General features: G+C 48.9%; 20 protein-coding genes and 1 tRNA gene. 6 read left to right on the top strand and 15 right to left on the bottom strand.

Annotation, left to right across the window (positions count from 1 at the left end):
- Window positions 1–123: 123 nt before the first annotated feature.
- The 7 genes from ACWWFX_RS18295 to ACWWFX_RS18325 form a co-directional block, all read right to left on the bottom strand.
- Entirely contained in the window at window positions 124–873 is a 750-nt protein-coding gene (locus ACWWFX_RS18295) for a YaaW family protein (RefSeq protein WP_000257250.1), read from the bottom strand.
- Between the two features lie 143 nt (window positions 874–1,016).
- Window positions 1,017–1,403, bottom strand: coding sequence for a hypothetical protein (locus tag ACWWFX_RS18300; RefSeq protein ID WP_223349776.1), 387 nt, complete (start codon window positions 1,401–1,403; stop codon window positions 1,017–1,019).
- Window positions 1,404–1,477: 74 nt separating this feature from the next.
- On the bottom strand, window positions 1,478–1,717 hold the full coding sequence (locus ACWWFX_RS18305; RefSeq protein ID WP_023293480.1) for a DeoR family transcriptional regulator: 240 nt from the start codon (window positions 1,715–1,717) through the stop codon (window positions 1,478–1,480).
- Window positions 1,696–2,160: a lecithin retinol acyltransferase family protein gene (locus tag ACWWFX_RS18310; RefSeq protein ID WP_047603611.1), complete on the bottom strand. Its 465-nt coding sequence runs from the start codon at window positions 2,158–2,160 to the stop codon at window positions 1,696–1,698. Before ACWWFX_RS18310 ends, ACWWFX_RS18305 begins: the two co-directional genes overlap by 22 nt.
- 58 nt (window positions 2,161–2,218) lie before the next feature.
- Window positions 2,219–2,647, bottom strand: coding sequence for a DUF2787 family protein (locus tag ACWWFX_RS18315; RefSeq protein WP_101778740.1), 429 nt, complete (start codon window positions 2,645–2,647; stop codon window positions 2,219–2,221).
- Between the two features lie 47 nt (window positions 2,648–2,694).
- Window positions 2,695–3,126 carry a hypothetical protein gene (locus tag ACWWFX_RS18320; protein WP_079820672.1) on the bottom strand — a complete coding sequence of 144 codons (432 nt, stop codon included), beginning with the start codon at window positions 3,124–3,126 and terminating at the stop codon, window positions 2,695–2,697.
- Complete coding sequence (locus tag ACWWFX_RS18325) at window positions 3,119–3,472, bottom strand: hypothetical protein (protein WP_039260984.1); 354 nt, start codon at window positions 3,470–3,472, stop codon at window positions 3,119–3,121. Before ACWWFX_RS18325 ends, ACWWFX_RS18320 begins: the two co-directional genes overlap by 8 nt.
- A gap of 495 nt (window positions 3,473–3,967) precedes the next feature.
- Here ACWWFX_RS18325 and ACWWFX_RS18330 point away from each other — a divergent pair, with 495 nt between their 5' ends.
- The 3 genes from ACWWFX_RS18330 to ACWWFX_RS18340 all read left to right on the top strand — a co-directional run bounded on the left by ACWWFX_RS18330 (window position 3,968) and on the right by ACWWFX_RS18340 (window position 7,821).
- Window positions 3,968–5,392: a tyrosine-type recombinase/integrase gene (locus ACWWFX_RS18330; RefSeq protein ID WP_473224435.1), complete on the top strand. Its 1,425-nt coding sequence runs from the start codon at window positions 3,968–3,970 to the stop codon at window positions 5,390–5,392.
- A gap of 72 nt (window positions 5,393–5,464) precedes the next feature.
- Window positions 5,465–7,396: a DUF927 domain-containing protein gene (locus ACWWFX_RS18335; protein ID WP_473224436.1), complete on the top strand. Its 1,932-nt coding sequence runs from the start codon at window positions 5,465–5,467 to the stop codon at window positions 7,394–7,396.
- A 74-nt stretch (window positions 7,397–7,470) separates the two neighbouring features.
- A complete protein-coding gene (locus ACWWFX_RS18340; RefSeq protein WP_079820674.1) occupies window positions 7,471–7,821 on the top strand; it encodes a DUF4102 domain-containing protein in 351 nt (116 codons plus the stop codon).
- Window positions 7,822–7,872: 51 nt separating this feature from the next.
- Here ACWWFX_RS18340 and ACWWFX_RS18345 read toward each other — a convergent pair whose 3' ends face one another.
- The gene (locus ACWWFX_RS18345; protein WP_446536020.1) at window positions 7,873–9,060 is read right to left on the bottom strand and encodes a tyrosine-type recombinase/integrase; all 1,188 of its coding nucleotides are present in this window, start codon (window positions 9,058–9,060) and stop codon (window positions 7,873–7,875) included.
- 540 nt (window positions 9,061–9,600) lie between these two features.
- On the opposite strand from ACWWFX_RS18345, the gene ACWWFX_RS18350 reads away from it, so the two are divergent.
- Window positions 9,601–11,019 (top strand): hypothetical protein, encoded by a 1,419-nt coding sequence (locus ACWWFX_RS18350; RefSeq protein ID WP_473224437.1) that lies wholly within the window; start codon window positions 9,601–9,603, stop codon window positions 11,017–11,019.
- A gap of 112 nt (window positions 11,020–11,131) precedes the next feature.
- On the top strand, window positions 11,132–11,290 hold the full coding sequence (locus tag ACWWFX_RS18355; RefSeq protein ID WP_163447338.1) for a hypothetical protein: 159 nt from the start codon (window positions 11,132–11,134) through the stop codon (window positions 11,288–11,290).
- A 324-nt stretch (window positions 11,291–11,614) separates the two neighbouring features.
- Here the strand turns inward: ACWWFX_RS18355 and ACWWFX_RS18360 are convergent.
- The 7 genes from ACWWFX_RS18360 to aspA form a co-directional block, all read right to left on the bottom strand.
- A tRNA-Phe gene (locus tag ACWWFX_RS18360) sits at window positions 11,615–11,690 on the bottom strand.
- Between the two features lie 115 nt (window positions 11,691–11,805).
- Window positions 11,806–13,821 carry a DUF1176 domain-containing protein gene (locus tag ACWWFX_RS18365; protein WP_473224438.1) on the bottom strand — a complete coding sequence of 672 codons (2,016 nt, stop codon included), beginning with the start codon at window positions 13,819–13,821 and terminating at the stop codon, window positions 11,806–11,808.
- A 67-nt stretch (window positions 13,822–13,888) separates the two neighbouring features.
- Window positions 13,889–14,464 (bottom strand): transcriptional regulator, encoded by a 576-nt coding sequence (locus tag ACWWFX_RS18370; protein WP_231825589.1) that lies wholly within the window; start codon window positions 14,462–14,464, stop codon window positions 13,889–13,891.
- A 46-nt stretch (window positions 14,465–14,510) separates the two neighbouring features.
- On the bottom strand, window positions 14,511–16,193 hold the full coding sequence (locus tag ACWWFX_RS18375) for a protein-disulfide reductase DsbD (protein ID WP_473224439.1): 1,683 nt from the start codon (window positions 16,191–16,193) through the stop codon (window positions 14,511–14,513).
- A complete protein-coding gene (gene cutA, locus ACWWFX_RS18380) occupies window positions 16,169–16,492 on the bottom strand; it encodes a divalent cation tolerance protein CutA (protein WP_473224489.1) in 324 nt (107 codons plus the stop codon). The genes ACWWFX_RS18375 and cutA overlap by 25 nt, the downstream gene beginning before the upstream one ends.
- Window positions 16,493–16,591: 99 nt before the next feature.
- Window positions 16,592–17,893: an anaerobic C4-dicarboxylate transporter gene (locus ACWWFX_RS18385; protein WP_276220730.1), complete on the bottom strand. Its 1,302-nt coding sequence runs from the start codon at window positions 17,891–17,893 to the stop codon at window positions 16,592–16,594.
- A 115-nt stretch (window positions 17,894–18,008) separates the two neighbouring features.
- On the bottom strand, window positions 18,009–19,445 hold the full coding sequence (gene aspA / locus ACWWFX_RS18390; RefSeq protein WP_149465085.1) for an aspartate ammonia-lyase: 1,437 nt from the start codon (window positions 19,443–19,445) through the stop codon (window positions 18,009–18,011).
- 334 nt (window positions 19,446–19,779) lie between these two features.
- Here aspA and ACWWFX_RS18395 point away from each other — a divergent pair, with 334 nt between their 5' ends.
- Window positions 19,780–20,250, top strand: a complete 471-nt coding sequence (locus ACWWFX_RS18395; RefSeq protein WP_015966240.1) for an FxsA family protein — start codon at window positions 19,780–19,782, stop codon at window positions 20,248–20,250.
- Window positions 20,251–20,270: the final 20 nt, after the last annotated feature.

The following is a 20,270-nucleotide window of genomic DNA, read 5'->3' on the forward strand; positions in this document are numbered from 1 at the left end:
TCTGACGGCGCTTACTGCTGAATTCACTGTCGGCGAAGGTAAGTTGATGACTCATGATGAACCCTGTTCCATGGCTCCAGATGACAAACATGATCTCATATCAGGGACTTGTTCGCACCTTCCCTAAACGTCAGTATTCTCAGGTGAATAAAGATGCTTCTGGCGCATGTAGGCAATAAAAATGCAGGATGGTAGCGTCACCCGGTATGCGGGACCGGCTAAATCAATCAGCAGCCAGAGAGAACTGAGCACCCAGCCCACGGGACCGGCAAAAGCGCCCATGGTACGCGTCAGCATGGCATTTCCTGCAACGGTCAGCCCTCTGCCTAACAGGGCTTTCGCCACACCATTTGTGACAACAAGTGCCATCTGATAGGCCGCAAACCCGGATGTTTTTATCCCCGCCTGGATTGCCATGGTCAGCAACTCCGGCGTGGGGTTGCTGTAGCCTGTCTGCAATTCTTCCGCCACGGTCTTTAGCTGATCGGGCGTCATCTTCTCAAGGCTTTTCTCCAGGATCTTCATCAGCAGATTCATTTCAATGGTTTCAACACTGGATTTGTTGTTGTAGTTCACCTTCATTTTATCGCAGGCATCGGTGAGAATTTCCCGGTACAGCACCCCTTTACCCCAGCGGAGCAGCGTGGCAAAGCTGTTCGCCCCAAACGTCTGAACCTCGGCGGCAATGGCATCCCAGTAGCGCGGGTGGTTGGGCTTGTGTTTTTTATACTGAGGATCATAGGTCAGCGTTTCCGTGATGCGTGCCAGTCCGTCTTTCGGATCGCAGATAAGCACAGAAACCAGTAAATCCAGATCGTCACGATGGCAGTGGCGCAGAAACTCAAGGTCGGGGTCGTGTCGGTAGGTAGCCATATTTCACCTCATTGCAGATATTGGACCTGACAGTTTAAGGAAGCCCCCGGACAGGGTTTGTCCGCCTGAAAAACAAAAAAGTAAAAAAAAACCTGCCCGAAAGCAGGTTTCTGTTCACCGGATGGAGGTATAACGCGTCGGGATTACTTTCCGCGCCATTCCTTTTCCACTTTATCCGCAAAGGCATCGCACTGCCGGGCATATTCCGGGTTATAGAGCAGCTCCGACTGCGAAAGTTGCATGGCGGTCATGCTGCCGTTACGGGCATTTGATTCGAGCCAGGTTCTGCCATAGGTTTTGTTCATCACCTGAAGTACCCTGTTGAATACCGGTCCGTTGAAGCGGGCATTGAGATTAACGCCTTTTACCTGAAGGCCGCTGTCACTGGTCTGGGTCAGGCGGGTGGAGTACATCGCGCAGAAGGTCGAGTTGGTTATCATCTGAGCGTCAGCCTGCTCGTCGGCGAACGCGCTGTGGCTGAAGGCGGAAAGCAGAATTGTGGCGGTTAACAGTTTTAAAATTTTCATCATGTTCCCTTATGGATTGAAAAGCGGAGACAGCCTGCCATACGGGGTGGTCAGGAGATGTCCGGCAGAGAAAAAAGTCAGGGTTTCAGCGAGGGAGCCAGTCGCCAGCGGTGAGGGCCAGCGGATTCGAGCACAAAGGCCAGTTGAGCGAGGTCCCGTCTTGCGGTCCGGGGAGATACGTCAAACTGCCGGATGATGTAGCGAACAGATATTGTCTGACCATAAAACAGGGCCATGGTAAGCCGGATAAGCCGTTCTCCCTGTCCGGTGACACGTTGCCTGCAACGGCTGGCTTTCATCGTTGCCATACGCGCCATCGGTCCCCTTTCTGAAAAGAATCGAGGTGTCTGGCAAGCCAGATATCAGGGCACGAATCGCCGGTAACGCAGCGGGCAGTAAACCGGTGGCAGTTAAAGTCGAGCAGGCTGTAGGGATAGTGCTGACCCACTGCCGCCTTTGCCCGTTCAGCGGCCCGCGCACAACCCTGAGGCGTCAAATCCATACAGTCGGTATACACCGAGATAGCGGAGTTCCAGCCATCGAGCCGGTCAAGAAACCCTTTAGCCTTACTTTTGATAACGGTTCCATCGCCATCAAGATGAACAATATCGCCGTTACCCACATAAATACCGCTGTGTGCGGCAAGGCCAAAAAGCAGTTCGCACTGCACGATACCACCGTAAGCCGGTTCATCGACGCAGGAGAGAATGCAGTTATCGATAAATGAATCCACGAAGTTCAGCAGCAGAAGCCGGTACATAACATTCAGTTCCTTACTACGGGGGAGAGGGGGGATGCGGGGGAAACGTTGTGAACACTCAGCTTTCCCACAACGTACGGACCGTGAAAACCCCCATATCGTGGTAAGCCATAAAGTTACTTTCCCATAGCGACCAGAACTCACGGGCGTCGACATGAGAGATATCGCCACAGCGGGAAAGCCACGTGTATTGTTGCGTCCAGCTCACATCGACATCTTTTTCAAGCTCAGGCCATGGATGTCCTGCATAGTGAAAATCGGTGACGTAATCGAGCTGCCAGTCTTCTCCGGCAGGGATGAGGCGTATTTCGACCGGATGCCATCCACCCGTTTCCGGTGAGTATTCAGGGTCACGAAAGTTAATGGTTAATCCGGTGATGGGGTGACGATGGGGCGGTTTTTGCGCAACGATACCCAGAAGCAGTTGGGTGAACGACCGGGAGAGCGGCAGCACATAGCCGCCCTGCAATATAGCGGGTGATGACATAGTGAATTTCCTTTTTAAGGGGTATGGAACACAGAAAAAGCGGGGGATTAGTCCTGGCTGATTGCGGCAAGCTGCGTCAGACGGTGCTGCCAGTCGGCGTAGCAGCGGTGCATAAAGAGTCTGCTGCTGTCCGCTTCGATAAGGCAGATATCCGGACTTCTGAGTACGGCGGCAAGAAACCCGGCGTTGTTGGTGCTGCCCTGACCAAATAGTGGTCGAAACACACGCGACGGAAAGCTGTCCTGCTGGTGTTCAAGAATGGCGTGAATCGCATCAAGCGTTATCCATTCACGGGAGAACAGACCCCCTTCGCCATTGGCGGTTAAACGCAGGGCAAGGCTGCCGGTATCACCCTCCTTACCCAGCTCATACGTCAGCAGCCCCTTACTGTGGGGGCTGATTTTCTCGGCGTCCCCACTGTAGAACACGGTATAGCTTTCGATGGCGGCGGCTTCGGTAGCGATTTTTTTCTTACTCATGGTTCAGCGCCTCAATCAGGTTCTGGAGTTGAGTGATAACAGTCGAGTCCGGGAACACCAGATAGATACCCTGTCCGTTATCACAGACGATACCGAGAAGCAGATACCAGCCATCATCAAGTGCGGTGACGTATTCCGGGTTAGCCAGTGCGACTGCCAGCAGCGGGTCTTCGGGGAGCGTGTCATCGTGGTTGAGATGCCAGAGCAGGGTTCCCGTTTCGTTCCAGAAATCGGTAAACAGGTCGATATCATCGACGGGGCCGAGGATTTCATTGCTGAGGGACGCCAGTGCGGAGGCGGGCAGGTTGAGAAGGGGAAGACTGGTGGGGGTCGTGAGTTTAAACATGATTATCTCCATAATGAATTGATTTACATGGAAATAATATGTGCATAAAAAGAGGTTTTTTACGGTCATAGTCGTTGGTGTGGGTGAGCTTTGTGAATGTACAAAATCAAAGCACCCGCAGGTGTGAAATGTGACGAGTGTCACAATAATAAAAAATGAATAGAGTGTGGTTTTGATTGTGGAAAGGTTGATTCACCCTTAAGTTGGGCTGCATATTGTCAAAACCATTACTTTAATCTATTGATTTAAAAAGTATTAATTTTAAATACCTTATGAGGTCGTTTTTCAGGCGAAAATCGGTGAGGTGTATCACCATTTTCTTATTTCATAGCCTCAAAAGTTGACTTACTTTGGGCGACGCATCCGGAACACAATTTTTTTATATGGTTTAACGCTATTTTCACTTTTCCCTGAGCAGGAGTACTCCTGATGAATCATCATGGTCTTTCTGACTTGAGTATTAAATGTCAATGGGCATGTAAGAGCTGATTTTTCATGGGCTTGAAAGTGATGTCACGAATAAATAAGCTTATCCCATTGTTGGCCGACATATTAACTTACTCATTATCATCTGAATTTTCAGAGGACCATGTACATATTATGGATGTTAATTACCCTTTAAATAAAATAACGCAAGCGCTGGATGAAAAGAGCATCGCTGCTGCTCATAAAAATTCCTTCAATGTAGATGCGGAGATTCATGGATATTCCGACCAAGGAGTATCTAATGCTATAGAATATTCAGAGGTTGCACCTAAAAATACTGGAGGTGTTTTTACTAAAGCCTTTCTTGATGAATATAAAATCCGTGCAGTACAAACTGGCCGGGCTATCGAAGCCAGCGATACAAAATGTACCGGGCTTAAGGCTATATTCCACTCATCCGGACGCATTAAGTTTATTGTCCGCAAAAGTATTCGCGGAAAAAATGTTTACGTTTCCGTAGGAAGTTACCCTGAATTTTCCATTAATAACGCAAGGGAGCATGCCTTTAAAATAATTCAGGAGCTTAAGGCTTCCGTTGAGACTTATGGTGAGCGTTTTCTTACTCACAGTAAAATGACGTTTAATGAGCTTGTGGATGAGTATGAGAAAAGCGTACTCAGCACGGGCGTTAAGCGTTCAGCTAACACCGATCTTTCTAAGATCCGTAAATACCTGCGCCCTCTTCTCGGTGCCAAAAAGCTGGCAGGTATGACGGAGGCAGATATTCTGAGCTATCTGCATAATCTCGATCTCAAGCCTGCCACCCGCAACCGCCATCTGGCGCTCATTAAAGCGGTGTTTACCTGGGCTATACGCATGGGATACATCAGCCGCTCTCCGGCGCTTTATATCAAAGCGCTGCCTGAAGTGACGTCAGATCGCCGTGCCATGGATGACTCCCAGCTTCAGCGCTGGATGGACGTCTGTGAGCGCTGGCGTAATGGTAAACCCGATCATGAAGCCCTTGCTCTGCTCATGTTCCTTGCCCTGACGGGGCTGCGTCTGGGGGAAACCCGTCATCTTCGTCTTGAGGATGTGGACTGGATCCGGAAGGTTATCACCCTTCGCCATACCAAAAACGGCAAACTCCGCCGTGTACCGGTATGTGATAAGGCTTTCGTTCTTCTGACAGAACAGCGTCAGCATCTGGGTGATGAAGGCTGGGTATTTCCGGGCAAGGGGACCGATAATCCGGTTTCTGAGCCGCGTCGCCTGCAAAAACGGCTTTGTGAGGCTGCGGGTATTCCACCGTTCACCATCCATGAGATGCGCCATACCTTTGCGACAAAGCTCATTGAGAGCGGGGCCGACATTCACACCGTCAAAGACTTACTGGGCCACAGCACTATCAAAGTGACGGAGCTTTACTTGCACGCTTCTCCGGCGCGTTACCACGAAGCTGTTAACCGGGCGATGAATGTTTTTCCGGCCTAAACAGAATTCCCCCTCAGGCAAGTGAGTTCTGCGCTTTACTGCCTGTGGTTCACATTCAAAAGGACCCTGTAAATGAATAATAAATCAACACCATCACCCTTGACTACAACGACCCCCGCTCGTTTTGCCTGCACGAAATTAAATGCATTTCTGGCTCGTCGTGCTCTTCATCTGAAGGTGGTAAGAAAAAACCTGAACAAGGCTGCTGCAATCGACATCGATCTCGATGACATTTCTAAGTGCGGATGCCGTGATGGTCTGCCTGAAGGCTTTGTCAATACTGCAAAAGGGCTTTTCTATTATGAAGGTAAAAAATGGTACCAGTTAAGCTCGACCCCCATTCTCCCTGTCTACAGGCATTATTCTGATTGTAAAACGCGCAATATGGGCGTCGAGTTGATGACTATCAACCATGTTGGAGAGTTCGCCTGTGCTGATGTCTCATTAAGTGATGCAATGGTAAAACCTGATCACGTCATGGCTTCTCTGGCGGGCAAAGGTTTTGGTATCTCCCTGACGATAAAGTCTAAAGAGCTGCTGGTGCAATTCTTACAGGTGTGTATGAAGAAATCGCTGGAATTGCCTACTTATCTTGTCGCAGATTCGATGGGTTTTGTGCCTGGCAACAAAGCATTTCTTCACGGCAGTATGCCTATCGCGCAGCACCTTTTGGGATTTGACTATTTGATTCCGGCTTACCGTGTTCCACGAGGGCTTGTCGAGTCGGGAGCGCTGGATGACTGGAAAACTATGGTAGCTGAGCTGGTTCATGGCTGGCCTCAGGTCTTTGCATTATCCACAGCTTTTGCTTCGATGCTGCTGTCGTTGTGCAAAATGGATGTCGCATTGTTTCATTTTTACGGGGGGTCAACGACCGGAAAAACAATTCTTCTTCAGCTTCCCATGTCAGTTCACGGGCATGGTGGAGAACCTGGCAGTGCGCCAGATGTGAACATTTTACGCTGGAATACTACAGCGAATGCGCTTGAGAAAAACCTGAGTCGATATTCAGGGATATTAGCCTGTATTGATGAGTTGGGTGCTTACAAACAGAAGGACTTTGCTTCCTTGCTGTACAATATTACTGCTTCGAAGGGTAAGGATAGAATGAATCAGCATCTGGAGATAGATGAGGCCTTTACCTGGAAAATGTTTATTCTTTCGTCAGGGGAAATGTCTATCCCTGAGAAGCTTGCCACGCAGAAAGAGCAAATTCAGGGAGGGCAGGAGCATCGTGCCATCAGTCTTAACATCCGCCCCGAAGATGCCCGTAAAGACGGTGAGACCTCTGAAGACGTACGTAATCGAGCTGAGAGACTGAAACATGGGTTGTGTGAGACTTACGGCACTGCGGGTAAGGAATTTATTGCCTGCCTTCTAACGTTGAAGGGTGAAAATGATGAGGCCTTATCTTATCAGGAGATGTGTAAATTCATCCAGGGTGCATCAAAAGATTGCTATGGCATTCTGATCGGTGAGTTGCAGAAAGAAGGCTATTCTCTCAGTGATATTCAGAAGCGTGCATTAGAACGTTTTGCTCTGTGCTGGTGCGCTGGGATTCTCGCAACTGAATGGAATATTCTTCCCTTTGGTGAGGATGTTATTGCAGATGCGGTAATGAGTGCCGCTCGCCGCTGGCTTGATGATAAGCCTAACCAGTATAACCCCGTGTTACTGGCTCTTATTGATATTCAGCGTGACCTTGTAAAGCGAGAGGGTGCGCATTTTATCGGTCTTAAAGAACCGGATAACCGTAAACCCGGAAATCACTGGGGCTATATTCACCATGCTACTGAGGATTTTTTAATCTTCGCACCTGTATTTGAAGAGTGGTGTCAGAAACATTCATTAAGCGCCAGTGACGTCGCTAAGGAGCTGGTACGACGAAAACTTCTGCGGGTAGAAAGTAAAGGGCATTACAAAAAGCGTCCTCTTACTGGTATGGACAGGTGTTACTACCACATTAAGCGAGGGTTTATCAGTGCTGATTTGAATTGTGCTTGAGCATTATCTGAATGTAGTTAACTAACTTATCTTTAAACTTATTATTCTGTATAAATTAACAGAAGGGGAACCCCATGACTGAATTCTGCGAATTAAATGAAACTCACACTTTTCCTGGTGCTATTACAGGCTGTGAAACTATTCGCCCACCATTTACGCCTCATGGTCTTATCATGACGCAGGCTAAATGCAATTTCTATGATATCTGTAGGGAAGTGACAGACAGTGAGTATCCTGAATTAAAAGCAATGATTAACCGAAATGAAAATATTCGTTTCTTTGCCAGTTATATTTTCAAAGGTAACGTTCGTTATGATTATCTTGGCGAATTTCCAACACTATCAATCGATCAGGCTCGCAATAAAGCCCGATATCTTGCCAGAAGTAATGGGGATGAGACCGCTTATGAATACATCCCATTCTGATTGATGAGTTTAACCTCAAAAAAAGCAGGGGCATTTGCCTCTGCTTTTCATTTATCGCAAGGACGGTAGCTGAGCTGTTATCCTTTCCGCCAGTAACTGGCTGGTGTTTTGTAAACGCTGAGGATGAAGATGCGCATACCGTTGTGATGACTGACTGCTGCGATGCCCCAGCTGAGCCTGAACGTCATACAGTGTTCCACCGTAGGACACGATGAGGGCGGCAACCGAATGGCGGCAGGTATGAATACACACCTCTTTGTCGAAAATTCCCGCCCGACGCACAATACGCTGAAAGGCTTTAACCGGGTTACTCAGCGGCATTCCTTGTTTTTTACCTATAAACAACCACGGATTTCCCCGCTGTGTTGGCAGTGTTCTGATTACGTCCATCGCCAGTGAATTAAGATGAACAATCCGTCCATAGCCATTCTTGGTTTCAGGAAGCCATAGGGTGCGTTTAACCGGGTCAACATGCTCCCACTTAGCCAGACGCAGTTCATCACGACGAAGGCCGGTCAGTAACAGCAGTTTGACATAGCGGGCAGCTACGGGGCTGGTATCGTTATCGGCGGAGAGAAAAATACGACGTATTTCGTCCTCGGTAAAATAACGCTGTCGGGCGTTGTTCTCCCTGAGTAGCTGTACCACCCTTGCCGGATGAACAGAGGTCATGCTTTGCCTTCCGGCCCATGTAAAGACGGCTTTAATGAGTACGATGACACGGTTACAGGTAGCCGCTGACAGGGAAGTACTTAACGTCTGCTGAAGGCGCAGAATGCTCGCTGGTGTGATATCGCTCAGCAGCCTCTGACCAATGGCGGGACGGATATGATCGCGGTAGCGCTGAACATCCTTTCCCCAACTGCGTTTAGCGGATTTTGCCCATGGCAGATAATGCTGATTAAAGAGTTCATCGAACGTCAGCTCCATTCTCTTGTTTTCACGCTCCTGCTTAGGGTCAGTGCCGGTGGCAAGGGAACGTTTGTGTTCTATGGCAATCTTACGGGCTAAGGTGACATCCACCTCAGGCCAGCGACCAATAGCGATGGCACGTTTTCTTCCATGGTAGAGGTAGCGGAGCAAAAACTTTTTACGTCCTTCTCCTTTGCTGACCAGACATTTCAGGCCAGAAATCTCGGTGTCGCTGTATTCGGCATCGGTGCTGCGTGAATCTGATGTGTTAGGGGGCAGGGATTTAATGAGCTGGTTAGTAAAACGGAAGCGTTTCGGACTGGACATATTACCTCCTGTGACTGGTGTAAAGAACGTCAGGGTTGACCCATCCCCGGCACGGCGCTGTTAATGGCTGAGTTGATTTTCTAGCGTGGCGAAGGGGATGCTGGTGTTACATGAGATGATTGAAGGCGAGAAATGCCGCAAAAATAGGTGTTACGGTCTGTTTCTGGTCTTAATGGAAAAAATACCGGTGGGGGATGTATTCAAAAAAATAATATGTGCTTTGATTGATTTTAATTACATATATGGGCGACATTATCCAGAAATACCTTATTGGAGAGTATGTGCTTATTTTGAGAGCATGCTTCTGCATTAATGATTAATCATTAATTTAGTAGGTGTTGTTTTTTATAGGGCTACATTTTTTAATTTTGGTGTTGTAGGTTTATTTCATGATTATGTGGAATACATCGTCTTTGTTCTGACCCCCCTATCTCAGTTGATATAGTTGTTTTTTTTGGGGAAGGGGGGGCTTGTGGGTTGATTTTAAATTTAATTTTCATTATCTTCTTAAGGTAACCTCATATCAAAAGGACAATGTCAATGAAGTTTTTCTCCACTGGTTTCTATGTTTCGAATGATGTTTTATTTGACGATGTATTCAATGAGTGCTTTTCTTGGATTCATGAATCACCACACACAAACTTTATACCTGCACAATTGGCGTGTGACTATCTTAGTGAAGATTTTTATGTAGAGTCAAGTAATGAAAGGATTGATGTAATTACTCATGGCAACCAAGATGTTCAGTTAGGTTGCTTCAGATATTCTAAAATTTCCGAACCACACAAATGGGTAACTGATATATCTATAAATAAGAACTTAATAAATAATACGGTATGGATCCAAGTTGAATCAAGTGTGGTTAGTCAGGAGGCTGCGTATTTAGCACCTCAACCTAAAAAACCTTTGATAGTAATTAGGTTGATAGATAAATTTTCTGGTGGTTTGGATGATGCCTTCAAAACATCAATAGAACCTGATTACCTTTCGAATTCTGAAGAGCATTTAAAGTTGGCGGCAAAAGTTATCAATGGAGAAACTGAAAACAGGCTGCCAATAATCTATGTCAGTTCGAAATATTTTTACAATGAACATCCTCATAACATTATTCCTGAGCGATTAGCAAGAAAGGTGTGTGGCATAGCTCATGTTCTAATTGAACCTCGTGAGAAAATGTTTTCAATAAAACTAAAAAATGAGACAAATTCTAAAAATGCTTACGCAGGTGCAGTCGGAATTTACTGGCCGCGAGGACAAAATATCTCCTTTTACCGTCGGGGTGAGAAAACAGCGAAGGAGTTTGAAGATGAATTATTTGATGATGTCGTAAAAGCCACATCTACAATGGCTCCCGTCTCTGAGGGGGGATGGAGTGAAATACAAAAAAGAAGAACTAAGGATTCTATTAATACACTTAAGATTAGAGGTGAATACACAAGTGAATTGATGGGTTTGTATGAGGCCGATAATGTTGCAAAAGATGAAACAATAGAAGAACTCAAAAGTAATATATTATCTTTAGAATATCGTGTTCGAATGCTTCAATCACAAGCTTCAGCTCAAGGAAGTATAGTAATGAATGCAGGGGAAGAAACTGACTTTTTCAATGATGAGATCAAAGATGTAATAATAGAAGCACTGAAGGTTGCTATTGTGAATACGAAAGAGGGTAGTCGAAGTAATCATATATTATCTTCTTTAATTTCCAATAACCCTCAAACTATGGAAGCAAATTCGCGTCAAACTCATTTGAAAAGAGCACTTAATGGCTACAGGAGTATGGATAAGGCAACGTCAAGGCAGCTTAAGGAACTTGGGTTTGAGTTGTCTGAGGAAGGTAAGCATTGGAAGTTAGTATATAATGGTGATTCCAGATACTCTTACATTCTTCCTAAAACAGGGAGCGACTATAGAGGATCTTTGAATGCTATTTCTGATATAAGTAATATTATTTTCTAACAAAATCTAGCCCCTTATAAAGGGGCTGGGTTATGGCTATTTTAAATCGGTAATACACATTGTTTAATGTAAGTATTACAGTTCAAAGTTTATGTTCAGGTAAGGAATTCCGATGGGGCTGAGTCATTTTTTAATGACGTGGAAAGCGGGGGATTTTGCTGATGCGAAGAATCATAAGGTGAAAAACAGGAATATTACAGGTGGAGTAGATGGTGGAAACACCCGACTGACAAGGGGAGTTGATAACGCTGAGTTCTTCCCCCTTGCCTGAAGAGGAGTCTCCCCGGTCTTCCCCCGGGGGTAATGGAAGGTAATTTGTTGTTAAATAAAGTAAATTATGAAATCCCCCATTTCCCCCGTATTCTCTGCTTCATTATGAATAATCTTAGAGAAAGGAACCGTAGAGGACCGTAGAAAGACCGTAGCAGTGGGGTAAGGAAGAGACACATCAGAGGGTGTTGAGGTGTGTAAAAGTAACGAACATCTGCGAAAATGGCGAGAAATCCAGCAAACAAATAACGTGTTGCAACGACCAGAAATCTACCGTAGCTAAGAAAGGAAAAAGCCCCGCTTTGCAGCGAGGCCTTATGAATAGTGGTGCCCGGACTCGGAATCGAACCAAGGACACGGGGATTTTCAATCCCCTGCTCTACCGACTGAGCTATCCGGGCAACGGGGCGCATTAAACCGTAATCTGCACATCTCGTCAACTCAATTTCACGTTTTGCTGTCTGGTTGCTTATCTTTGCGGCAGTTTGTGCAGTTCTGGACCATTATTGTGGAAAATCACATCACTCCCATATCCCCTTCCCGCTGTTTCCAGCCGCTTTGGATGGCGGTGACATGCCGTTTACCTGTAAGCGAATAGCCTGGGATAAAACCGTCTTCTTGTCTCGGGGAGTTGATAATTATTTCTGCATCTACACCTTTTTGGTAGTAACCGTGATGGCTGGCAACGGTGCCTATGTAACAGTTGTTATTCAACCAGACAGGAATGACGGCAACACGTTCAACGGTGTAATGCAGTGGCTCTCCAAAGCGGTAGTTATCAGCATCTGCGGCAGACGTGTTTGGTGGAATTGGGCATATAGCAGCAGGAGGTTGATTTGAGGGCATATCTTTAATGAGATGGTCCTGCATCCGGGCGAGAGAATTCAACAGGCCTTTGCGGTCTTTATCACTGATTGTCGGGAGTTCTTTGCTGTCGGCTTTCATTATTTCTAATGCATAGCGATAACGAATCGTCACAGCAGGAACTTTTTCTTCGTTGCTAAAAGGCCGCAGTAGATAAAGGTTATCTTCGCCAAACTGGCCGTTATACCAGAGCGCATAAACCTGGCCGTTTATGCGTACCCATTGGCTCCACTGGTTAGCACCACGTCCGGGGTCCGAGAACAACGCACCTGCTACGTAGACGTTTTCATCGTCAGTGCTATTAACCGCATAAAACGACTTATCTCCGCGTTTTAGTACGCCCGTGTAACTGAAAAGCCCCGTACCACCAGCGTAACAGTCAATAATGAGATCGCGTTTTCCGTCACCATCTAAATCAACCAACACATAGTCAGTTCGCCCATTTTCGGAAACTCCTTCGACAGGAGATTGTTTAAAGGCCTGCCATTCATCGTCACTGATTTCTGCTGAGGGTTTTTGATCGGGTAATGGATTACCTTGTTCATCGATGCTTTGCACTGAGAAATCCGTAGCCTGCCCCATTAATGGAAACTGGTCGGAAACTTTCTTCAGATTCAGTTCTGGGTTAATCGCTTTTTCTTTATTGATGGCATCATAAAGGGACTTTAGCGCGGCATTATCTTTGTCGATGTCTTGTTGCGTGCGGACATAGCTCACGAACGTGGGCAGCGTCCAGACTCCGTTAACAGAGAAGGTTCCCTGACCACCGCTGCGGTATTCTTCGGTTAATGCAAACGTTTTTCCGGTCCAGCGCCAGATCTGTATCGGCTCGGCAAATTTTCTTATCTCTCCATCCTCATAGCCGCTTGCATCGTTGGTAATCAACTGCGGAGGGGCTGTTAGTGTGGAGTTAGTTAGCCACATGGCGTAACGGGAGATATCGAAACACGCTGTTTGAATTAACGTATGACTTTTATCAACCGGAATGGCGTAATAGCGGTTTTTGCCCCCCTCTGTCGGCCCGCTACAGTTCATCTCTGGTGTCAGTTGAAGCTGTGACTGGATATTTTGAAGCTGTATTGCCGTTAATGGTGTCATTTTCGGCGATGAGATAACGGGGCGTGTCGCGATAAGCGGTATGGGAGATTCGGGGAGTGTTTCGAAACTGTTGTCAGCTCCTGGCTTAAGCAGGGCGCTTTCAGTATTAATACGTTTTTGGAACGCATCCATTTTCAGTAGTACGGCATCAGATCCTGCCAGAGAGAGTATTTTACGTTCGCCGTCGGCTTCAAATTCAATCACATCATTTTGTTGTAATGCCCGAATAAAGTCAGACCTGATGTCACTTCCCAGCAAAAAATAGCCATCAGAAACAGGAATAAGCGGCCTTTGTTTTTGATTATTAATAAAAAGCACGGCAGTGGAGATGGGGGATTGCCCTTGTTCTCGTTGGGAAAAAGTCACCTCTATTCTGGTATCAGGGGATATACCCGCTCGACGCGTCAGTAATGCACTGACGTTATCACCATATCCCGCAGCGCGGCAGGTGCCAGTGTTGTCGCAGGCGAGTTCCCAGTCTTTATGGCTGAAAGTAAGGCCACTTATGGCATTGGCAAAAAATGGTATAACGAAAAGACTGGCAAGTATGGCGTGGTGAAGCAGGCGCATATAATTCCCTTTTACATATCCGTGTTGGCGGAATTATATGCGTATACGAAAGGGCCAGAAATCCGAATTACGTCAGTGCACCGCCCTGACGACACTGTGCAAATCGCAGAATATCTTCTGCCAGACGATGCGCTGTATCGACATCTACCTGGCTACGATTCACCAGCATTCGGCTCAGGCAGCCTTCGAGTACCAGTTCCATCTGTTTTGCCACCATTGCCGGGTCATCGACTTCCAGTTGGGTCAGCAGCTCGTGGCTGAACGTATATGCCGCTTGCTTCTGTTGATCCGCCAGTTGATGGATCGGGTGATCCGGGTCTGGATAAAACGTACAGGCGGCGATAAACAGGCAGCCTGGATAACGCTGATTACTGACGCAATCCGTCAGGGCGTTATAACGCGCCAGCAATTTTTGCTCAGCGGTCAGTTCATCATCCAGCATCAGTTGACGACGCCAGATATCCACCTGCTGACTGAGATAGCGTAGTGCGTCATAAAGCAGCGCCTCGCTGTCCGGCCAGTAACGTCTCAGCTCGTCGAGCGGACGATCGACACGTTCGGCAACCATCTCAAGCGTAGTGCTGGCTATCCCTCTGATCTCAAGTAAATGTAGGGCTTCTCCCAGGACATCTTCACGTTGCACGGTGTTCTCCTTCGTTCCCAACGGTTTTTCCCGTCTAAAGTGTTGTCTACGGTTGGCGATCGCGCAAATGCGCGTTGAATGCAGCAGCATCCATAAAGCCGGTTACCCGTTGTGTCGGCTGTTCCTGCCCCTCTTTATCGAAAAAGAGGATGGTGGGCAGGCCCAGTACATTTAAATGTTTCAGCAACGCGGCGTTCTGCGCGCTGTTGGCGGTGACATCCGCCTGCAACAATACAGTGTTGCTCAGCGCCTGTTGCACCTGTGGATCGCTGAATGTGTATTTCTCAAACTCTTTGCAGGCCACGCACCAGTCGGCGTAAAGATCTAACATCACCGGCCGACCTTTGGCTTTCGCCAGCGCCTGGGTGAGTTCTTCGACGCTGCTAACCTGAGTAAAGTTCAGGTGCGATCGTTCCTGTGCTGCTGCCGTGTTGCCGAAGGCCCAGTCCTGTAACGGGCGTACGCTGATTAACGCGGCGGCGAGCAGGATAATCTGCCCAAGTCGCATCCACGGCTTTTGCGCGCCCAGGCTGGTGATAAAGGCCCAGCCAAAGAACGCGACGCCAAGCAGTGACCACAAACGTAGTCCCCATGCCTCGCCAATAACGCGTTCTAGCAGGAATACCGGCAATGCGAGGATCACAAAGCCAAACGCCGTTTTGACATGCGCCATCCACGGCCCACTTTTCGGCAACAGGCGGTTGCCAAAGACAGTGACCAGAATCAGCGGCAGACCCATCCCCAGCGCATACAGATAAAGCGTCCCGCCGCCCAACAGCAGGTTGCCACTTTGCGCGATGTAGAGCAGGATGGCGCTCAGCGGCGCGGTGGTGCACGGCGAGCAGATGAGCCCGGCGATCGCGCCCATCGCGAAAACCCCGCCCAGCGAACCGCCCTGCTGGCGATTGCTCATCAGCGTTAATCGCGTCTGTACAGACGATGGCAGTTGCAGCGAGAACGCGCCAAACATCGAGAGCGCCAGCAGGATAAACACCACAGAGAGGCCAATCAGTACATACGGATGCTGCAACGCGGCCTGGAACTGCATACCAGCGGCGGCGACAACCAGCCCCAGCGCGGTATAGGTCAGCGCCATCCCCTGGACGTAGATAAACGCCAGCAGTAGCGCGCGCGCCGTGGAGAGGCGCTGTTTACCACCCAGCACGATCCCCGAGATTAACGGATACATTGGCAGCACGCAGGGCGTGAAAGCAATGCCTATACCGATAAGCAGCGCCCAGAGCGCAGAGAAGGGCAAATCCGCGCTGGCAGGTGCAGATGTTTCAACAGGGGCAGATGTCGCTGCTACGGCGCTTAGAGGGACGGTTCGGGTTTCTGGTGGGTAACAGAATCCCGCGTCGGCACAGCCCTGATACGTTACCGTCAGCGTCGCCCCCTGGGACGCCTGATTAATCGTCACCGGTACGGTTAGCTGTTGGCGATAAATCTCACTCTTACCGTAGAATTCATCTTCATGCCACTGCCCGGCGGGCAGCACCAGCGGCGATGTTTGCGCCTGATTGGGCACGACTTTAATTTGCTGGCGATAGAGGTAGTAGCCCTCTTTTACCTGCCAGGTGAGGTTGAGATCCTGTTGATTCTGCTGAAAATCGAAAGCGAACGCCTGGTCCGCAGGAACAAAGTTAGAGCGGCCAGGGGCGTCGAAGAGTCCGGCAAAGGCGGATGTGCTGCACAGCAGCAGGATCAGCGTAAGGATGCGTTGAGCCATGAGAGATAATCGCTGTCTCCGTGAGTAACGGGTAAAACCAATAATTCCGGGGTCTGATACGGGTGATGAGACTTCAGGCAATCGAGCAGCGCCTGCTGATGTGTCAGATTGGTTTTGAGGACCATCTGCACTTCGTACTCCTGCTCCAGCTTTCCTTCCCAGTAATAAAGCGACGTCGCGCCGGGAATAATCGTTGCGCAGGCGGCAAGTTTTTTCGCCAGTACTTTGGCTGCTAAATCTTGGGCAGTCGCTTCATCCGGGGCAGTACAGAGAACAACAACAGCGTCGGTAGTGCTCATCATCAACCTCGTATCGGTGAAAGAGGCAACTATAGCACGGTGTGGCGGAGGGAAGGCGCGAATCGGGCCGCAGAGCGGCCCGGGTTTAAGGTTTTTTACTTACAGCATGATCCCGCCGAAGATGAAACCTAAGATGACGCACAAGGCAATGGCAATGACGCCAGGCACCAGGAAGGCGTGGTTAAAGACGTATTTGCCGATACGCGTCGAACCGGTGTCATCCATTTCGACCGCTGCCAGCAGGGTCGGATAGGTTGGCAGAACGAACAGCGCAGAAACCGCAGCAAAGGACGCAATCGCCGTCAGCGGGGTAACACCCAGCATCAGCGCCGCAGGCATCAGTGCTTTGGTGGTTGCCGCCTGGGAGTAGAGCAGGGTAGCGGCAAAGAACAGCACCACGGCCAGCAGCCATGGGTAGTTGTGCAGCAGGTCACCCGCCACTTCCTGGATATCGGTGATATGCGCTTTGACGAAAGTATCACCCAGCCAGGCCACACCCAGTACGCAGACACAGGCGCTCATACCGGATTTAAAGGTGCTGGCATTAAGGATTTCGCCGGTATCGATTTTGCAGGTAAAGCAAATCAGCGTCGCGATAGTCAGCATGAAGACCACAATCGCTTCGTTACGCGGCAGGACCGGGTTCTGAATCAGGCCAACCGTATCGCTGATGGCGGTGGCGTAGAACATCACCGCGATGATACCGATCAGGAACAGCAGAACGGAGCGTTTCGCGTGTGGTTTCAGTTTGAAGACCTGGCTTCCGCGCAGCTTCACTTCGCCTTTAGCCAGACGTTCCTGATAAACCGGATCATCTTTCAGTTCGCAGCCCAGGAAGTTACACACACAGGCGGTGATCATGACGGCAATCAGCGTGACCGGAATACAGATAGCCAGCAGTGTCAGATAGCTTACGCCCATCGGCTCCAGAATACCGGCAAAGAAAACGACGGCAGCGGAGATAGGGGACGCGGTGATCGCGATCTGTGAAGCGACAACGGCGATAGAAAGCGGACGAGATGGGCGAATACCCTGCTCCTTCGCCACTTCGGTGATAACCGGCAGCGTGGAGAACGCGGTATGCCCGGTCCCGGCCAGAATGGTCATAAACCAGGTAACCAGCGGCGCGAGGAAGGTGATGTACTTCGGATGACGGCGCAGCATACGCTCCGCCAGGCTCACGAGGTAATCCATCCCCCCTGCAACCTGCATAGCGGCAATAGCCGCGATAACCGCCATGATGATTTCAATAACATCGAACGGGATAGCTCCCGGGTTAATCTGGAAAATAAGGGTGAGGATAAGAACGCCGAAACCACCGGCAAAACCAATGCCGATACCGCCGAGCCTTGCTCCGAGATAGATCGCAAGCAGGACAATAACGAGCTCTGCACCAAACATATGTAGCCTTCCTTGTGTTTACAAGTTGATATTAGAATGTTGTAGGTTGGTAAATCATAAAAAGCAAAAAGGGCATGTCATCGCTGACATGCCCTTTGTATCTTAACCACTACTGTTACTGTTCGCTTTCATCAGTGTAGCGTTTTGCTTTGTAAGCCGGATGCATCAGGTTTTGTGCCGAGAAGATATCGTCCAGCTCAGCTTCTGTGAGCAAGCCACGCTCCAGAACGACCTCACGTACGCTCTTCCCGGTTTCAGCACAAATCTTACCGACGATATCGCCGTTATGGTGGCCGATGAACGGGTTCAGGTAGGTCACAATCCCGATGGAGTTGTAGACGTAGCCTTCGCAAACCGCTTTGTTGGCGGTAATGCCATCGATGCATTTTTCCAGCAGGTTGTAGCAGGCGTTGGTCAGGATGTGGATAGACTCAAACATTGCCTGGCCAATCACTGGCTCCATCACGTTCAGCTGCAGCTGACCGGCTTCAGAGGCCATGGTGACCGTAATATCGTTACCGATGACTTTGAAGCACACCTGGTTTACGACTTCCGGAATGACCGGGTTAACTTTGGCTGGCATGATGGAAGAACCGGCCTGCAATTCTGGCAGGTTGATTTCGTTCAGACCGGCGCGAGGGCCTGAAGAGAGCAGGCGCAGGTCGTTACAAATTTTGGACATCTTCACTGCCAGGCGCTTCAGCGAGCTGTGAACCATCACGTAAGCACCGCAGTCAGACGTTGCTTCAATCAGGTCTTCCGCCGGAACCACCGCCAGGTTGCTGACTTCCGCCAGTTTCTGTACTGCCAGTTGCTGATAGCCGTCCGGGGTGTTCAGGCGCGTACCGATAGCCGTTGCGCCGAGGTTAACTTCCAGCAGTAATTCTGCGGTGCGCAGCAGGTTTTTGGTTTCTTCATTAAGAAGCACGTTGAACGCGTGGAATTCCTGGCCGAGGGTCATCGGTACCGCATCCTGCAACTGGGTACGACCCATTTTCAGGATATCCTGGAACTCAACCGCTTTACGCTGGAAGCCTTCGCCCAACTGATGAATTGCATCCACCAGTTTTACAATGGAGGTGTACACCGCGATGCGGAAACCGGTCGGGTAAGCATCGTTGGTGGACTGACATTTGTTAACATGATCGTTCGGATTCAGATACTGATATTCGCCTTTCTGATGTCCCATCAGTTCAAGGCCAATGTTCGCCAGCACTTCGTTGGTGTTCATGTTAACGGATGTGCCCGCGCCGCCCTGGTAGACGTCAATCGGGAATTGATCCATGCATTTGCCGTTGTTCAGGACTTCATCACATGCCGCAATAATCGCGTTAGCAACGCCTTTTGGAATGGTCTGGAGTTCTTTGTTTGCCAGTGCAGCGGCTTTCTTCACCATCACCATACCGCGAACAAACTCAGGGATATCACTGATTTTACTGTTGCTGATGTAGAAGTTTTCAATCGCTCTCAGAGTATGAACGCCATAGTACGCGTCCGCAGGGACTTCCCTTGTACCTAACAGGTCTTCTTCGATACGAATGTTGTTTAGCATGTGAACCTTCTTTTGCAATCTGCCAATGAATTCACCAAATACGCAGAATTTACGAGGTTATGCGTATTTTCTGGCCGACGATTATGTCCTTAATCGACCCGGTGCCCGTGATCATATGCTGATGATAGCGAATTACAGTAATCTTGATCACTTATTACGAGGCGATTCTCATAAGATTTATTGATTTGTGAAATGGGTCACCGCTTGACCATTGCTGACAAAAATTTCTCGACTGTCTGATTGAAAAATGACAGGCCGCCACCATTTACACAGGGTGACAGCAGCAAAATTTTTACGTGGAGGCGAGAGCATCCACGATTAACAGGAGAAGCCAGTGCGCTGGATACCGTTTATTGCTATTTTTCTTTATGTTTACATAGAGATATCGATTTTTATTCAGGTCGCCCATGTCTTTGGCGTCCTGCTCACATTAGTTTTGGTCATCTTTACTTCCGTGATTGGTATGTCGCTGGTGCGTAACCAGGGCTTCAAGAATTTCGTGCTGATGCAGCAGAAAATGGAAGCAGGAGAAAGCCCGGCGGCAGAGATGGTGAAAAGCGTTTCTCTGATTCTGGCAGGTTTACTGCTGTTGCTGCCTGGCTTCTTCACCGACTTCCTCGGCCTGCTGCTTCTGCTGCCGCCGGTGCAGAAACATCTGACCATGAAACTGTTGCCGCATCTGCACTTCTCGCGTATGCCGGGTGGTGGGTTCAGCGCCAGCAACGATGGCGGACAGACGTTTGATGGTGAATATCAGCGTAAAGATGAAGAGCGCGACCGTCTGGATCACAAAGACGACCGCTAATCGGTTCCGAAGTGGCGCGG

Source organism: Pseudocitrobacter sp. 2023LY-00077 (assembly GCF_055796175.1).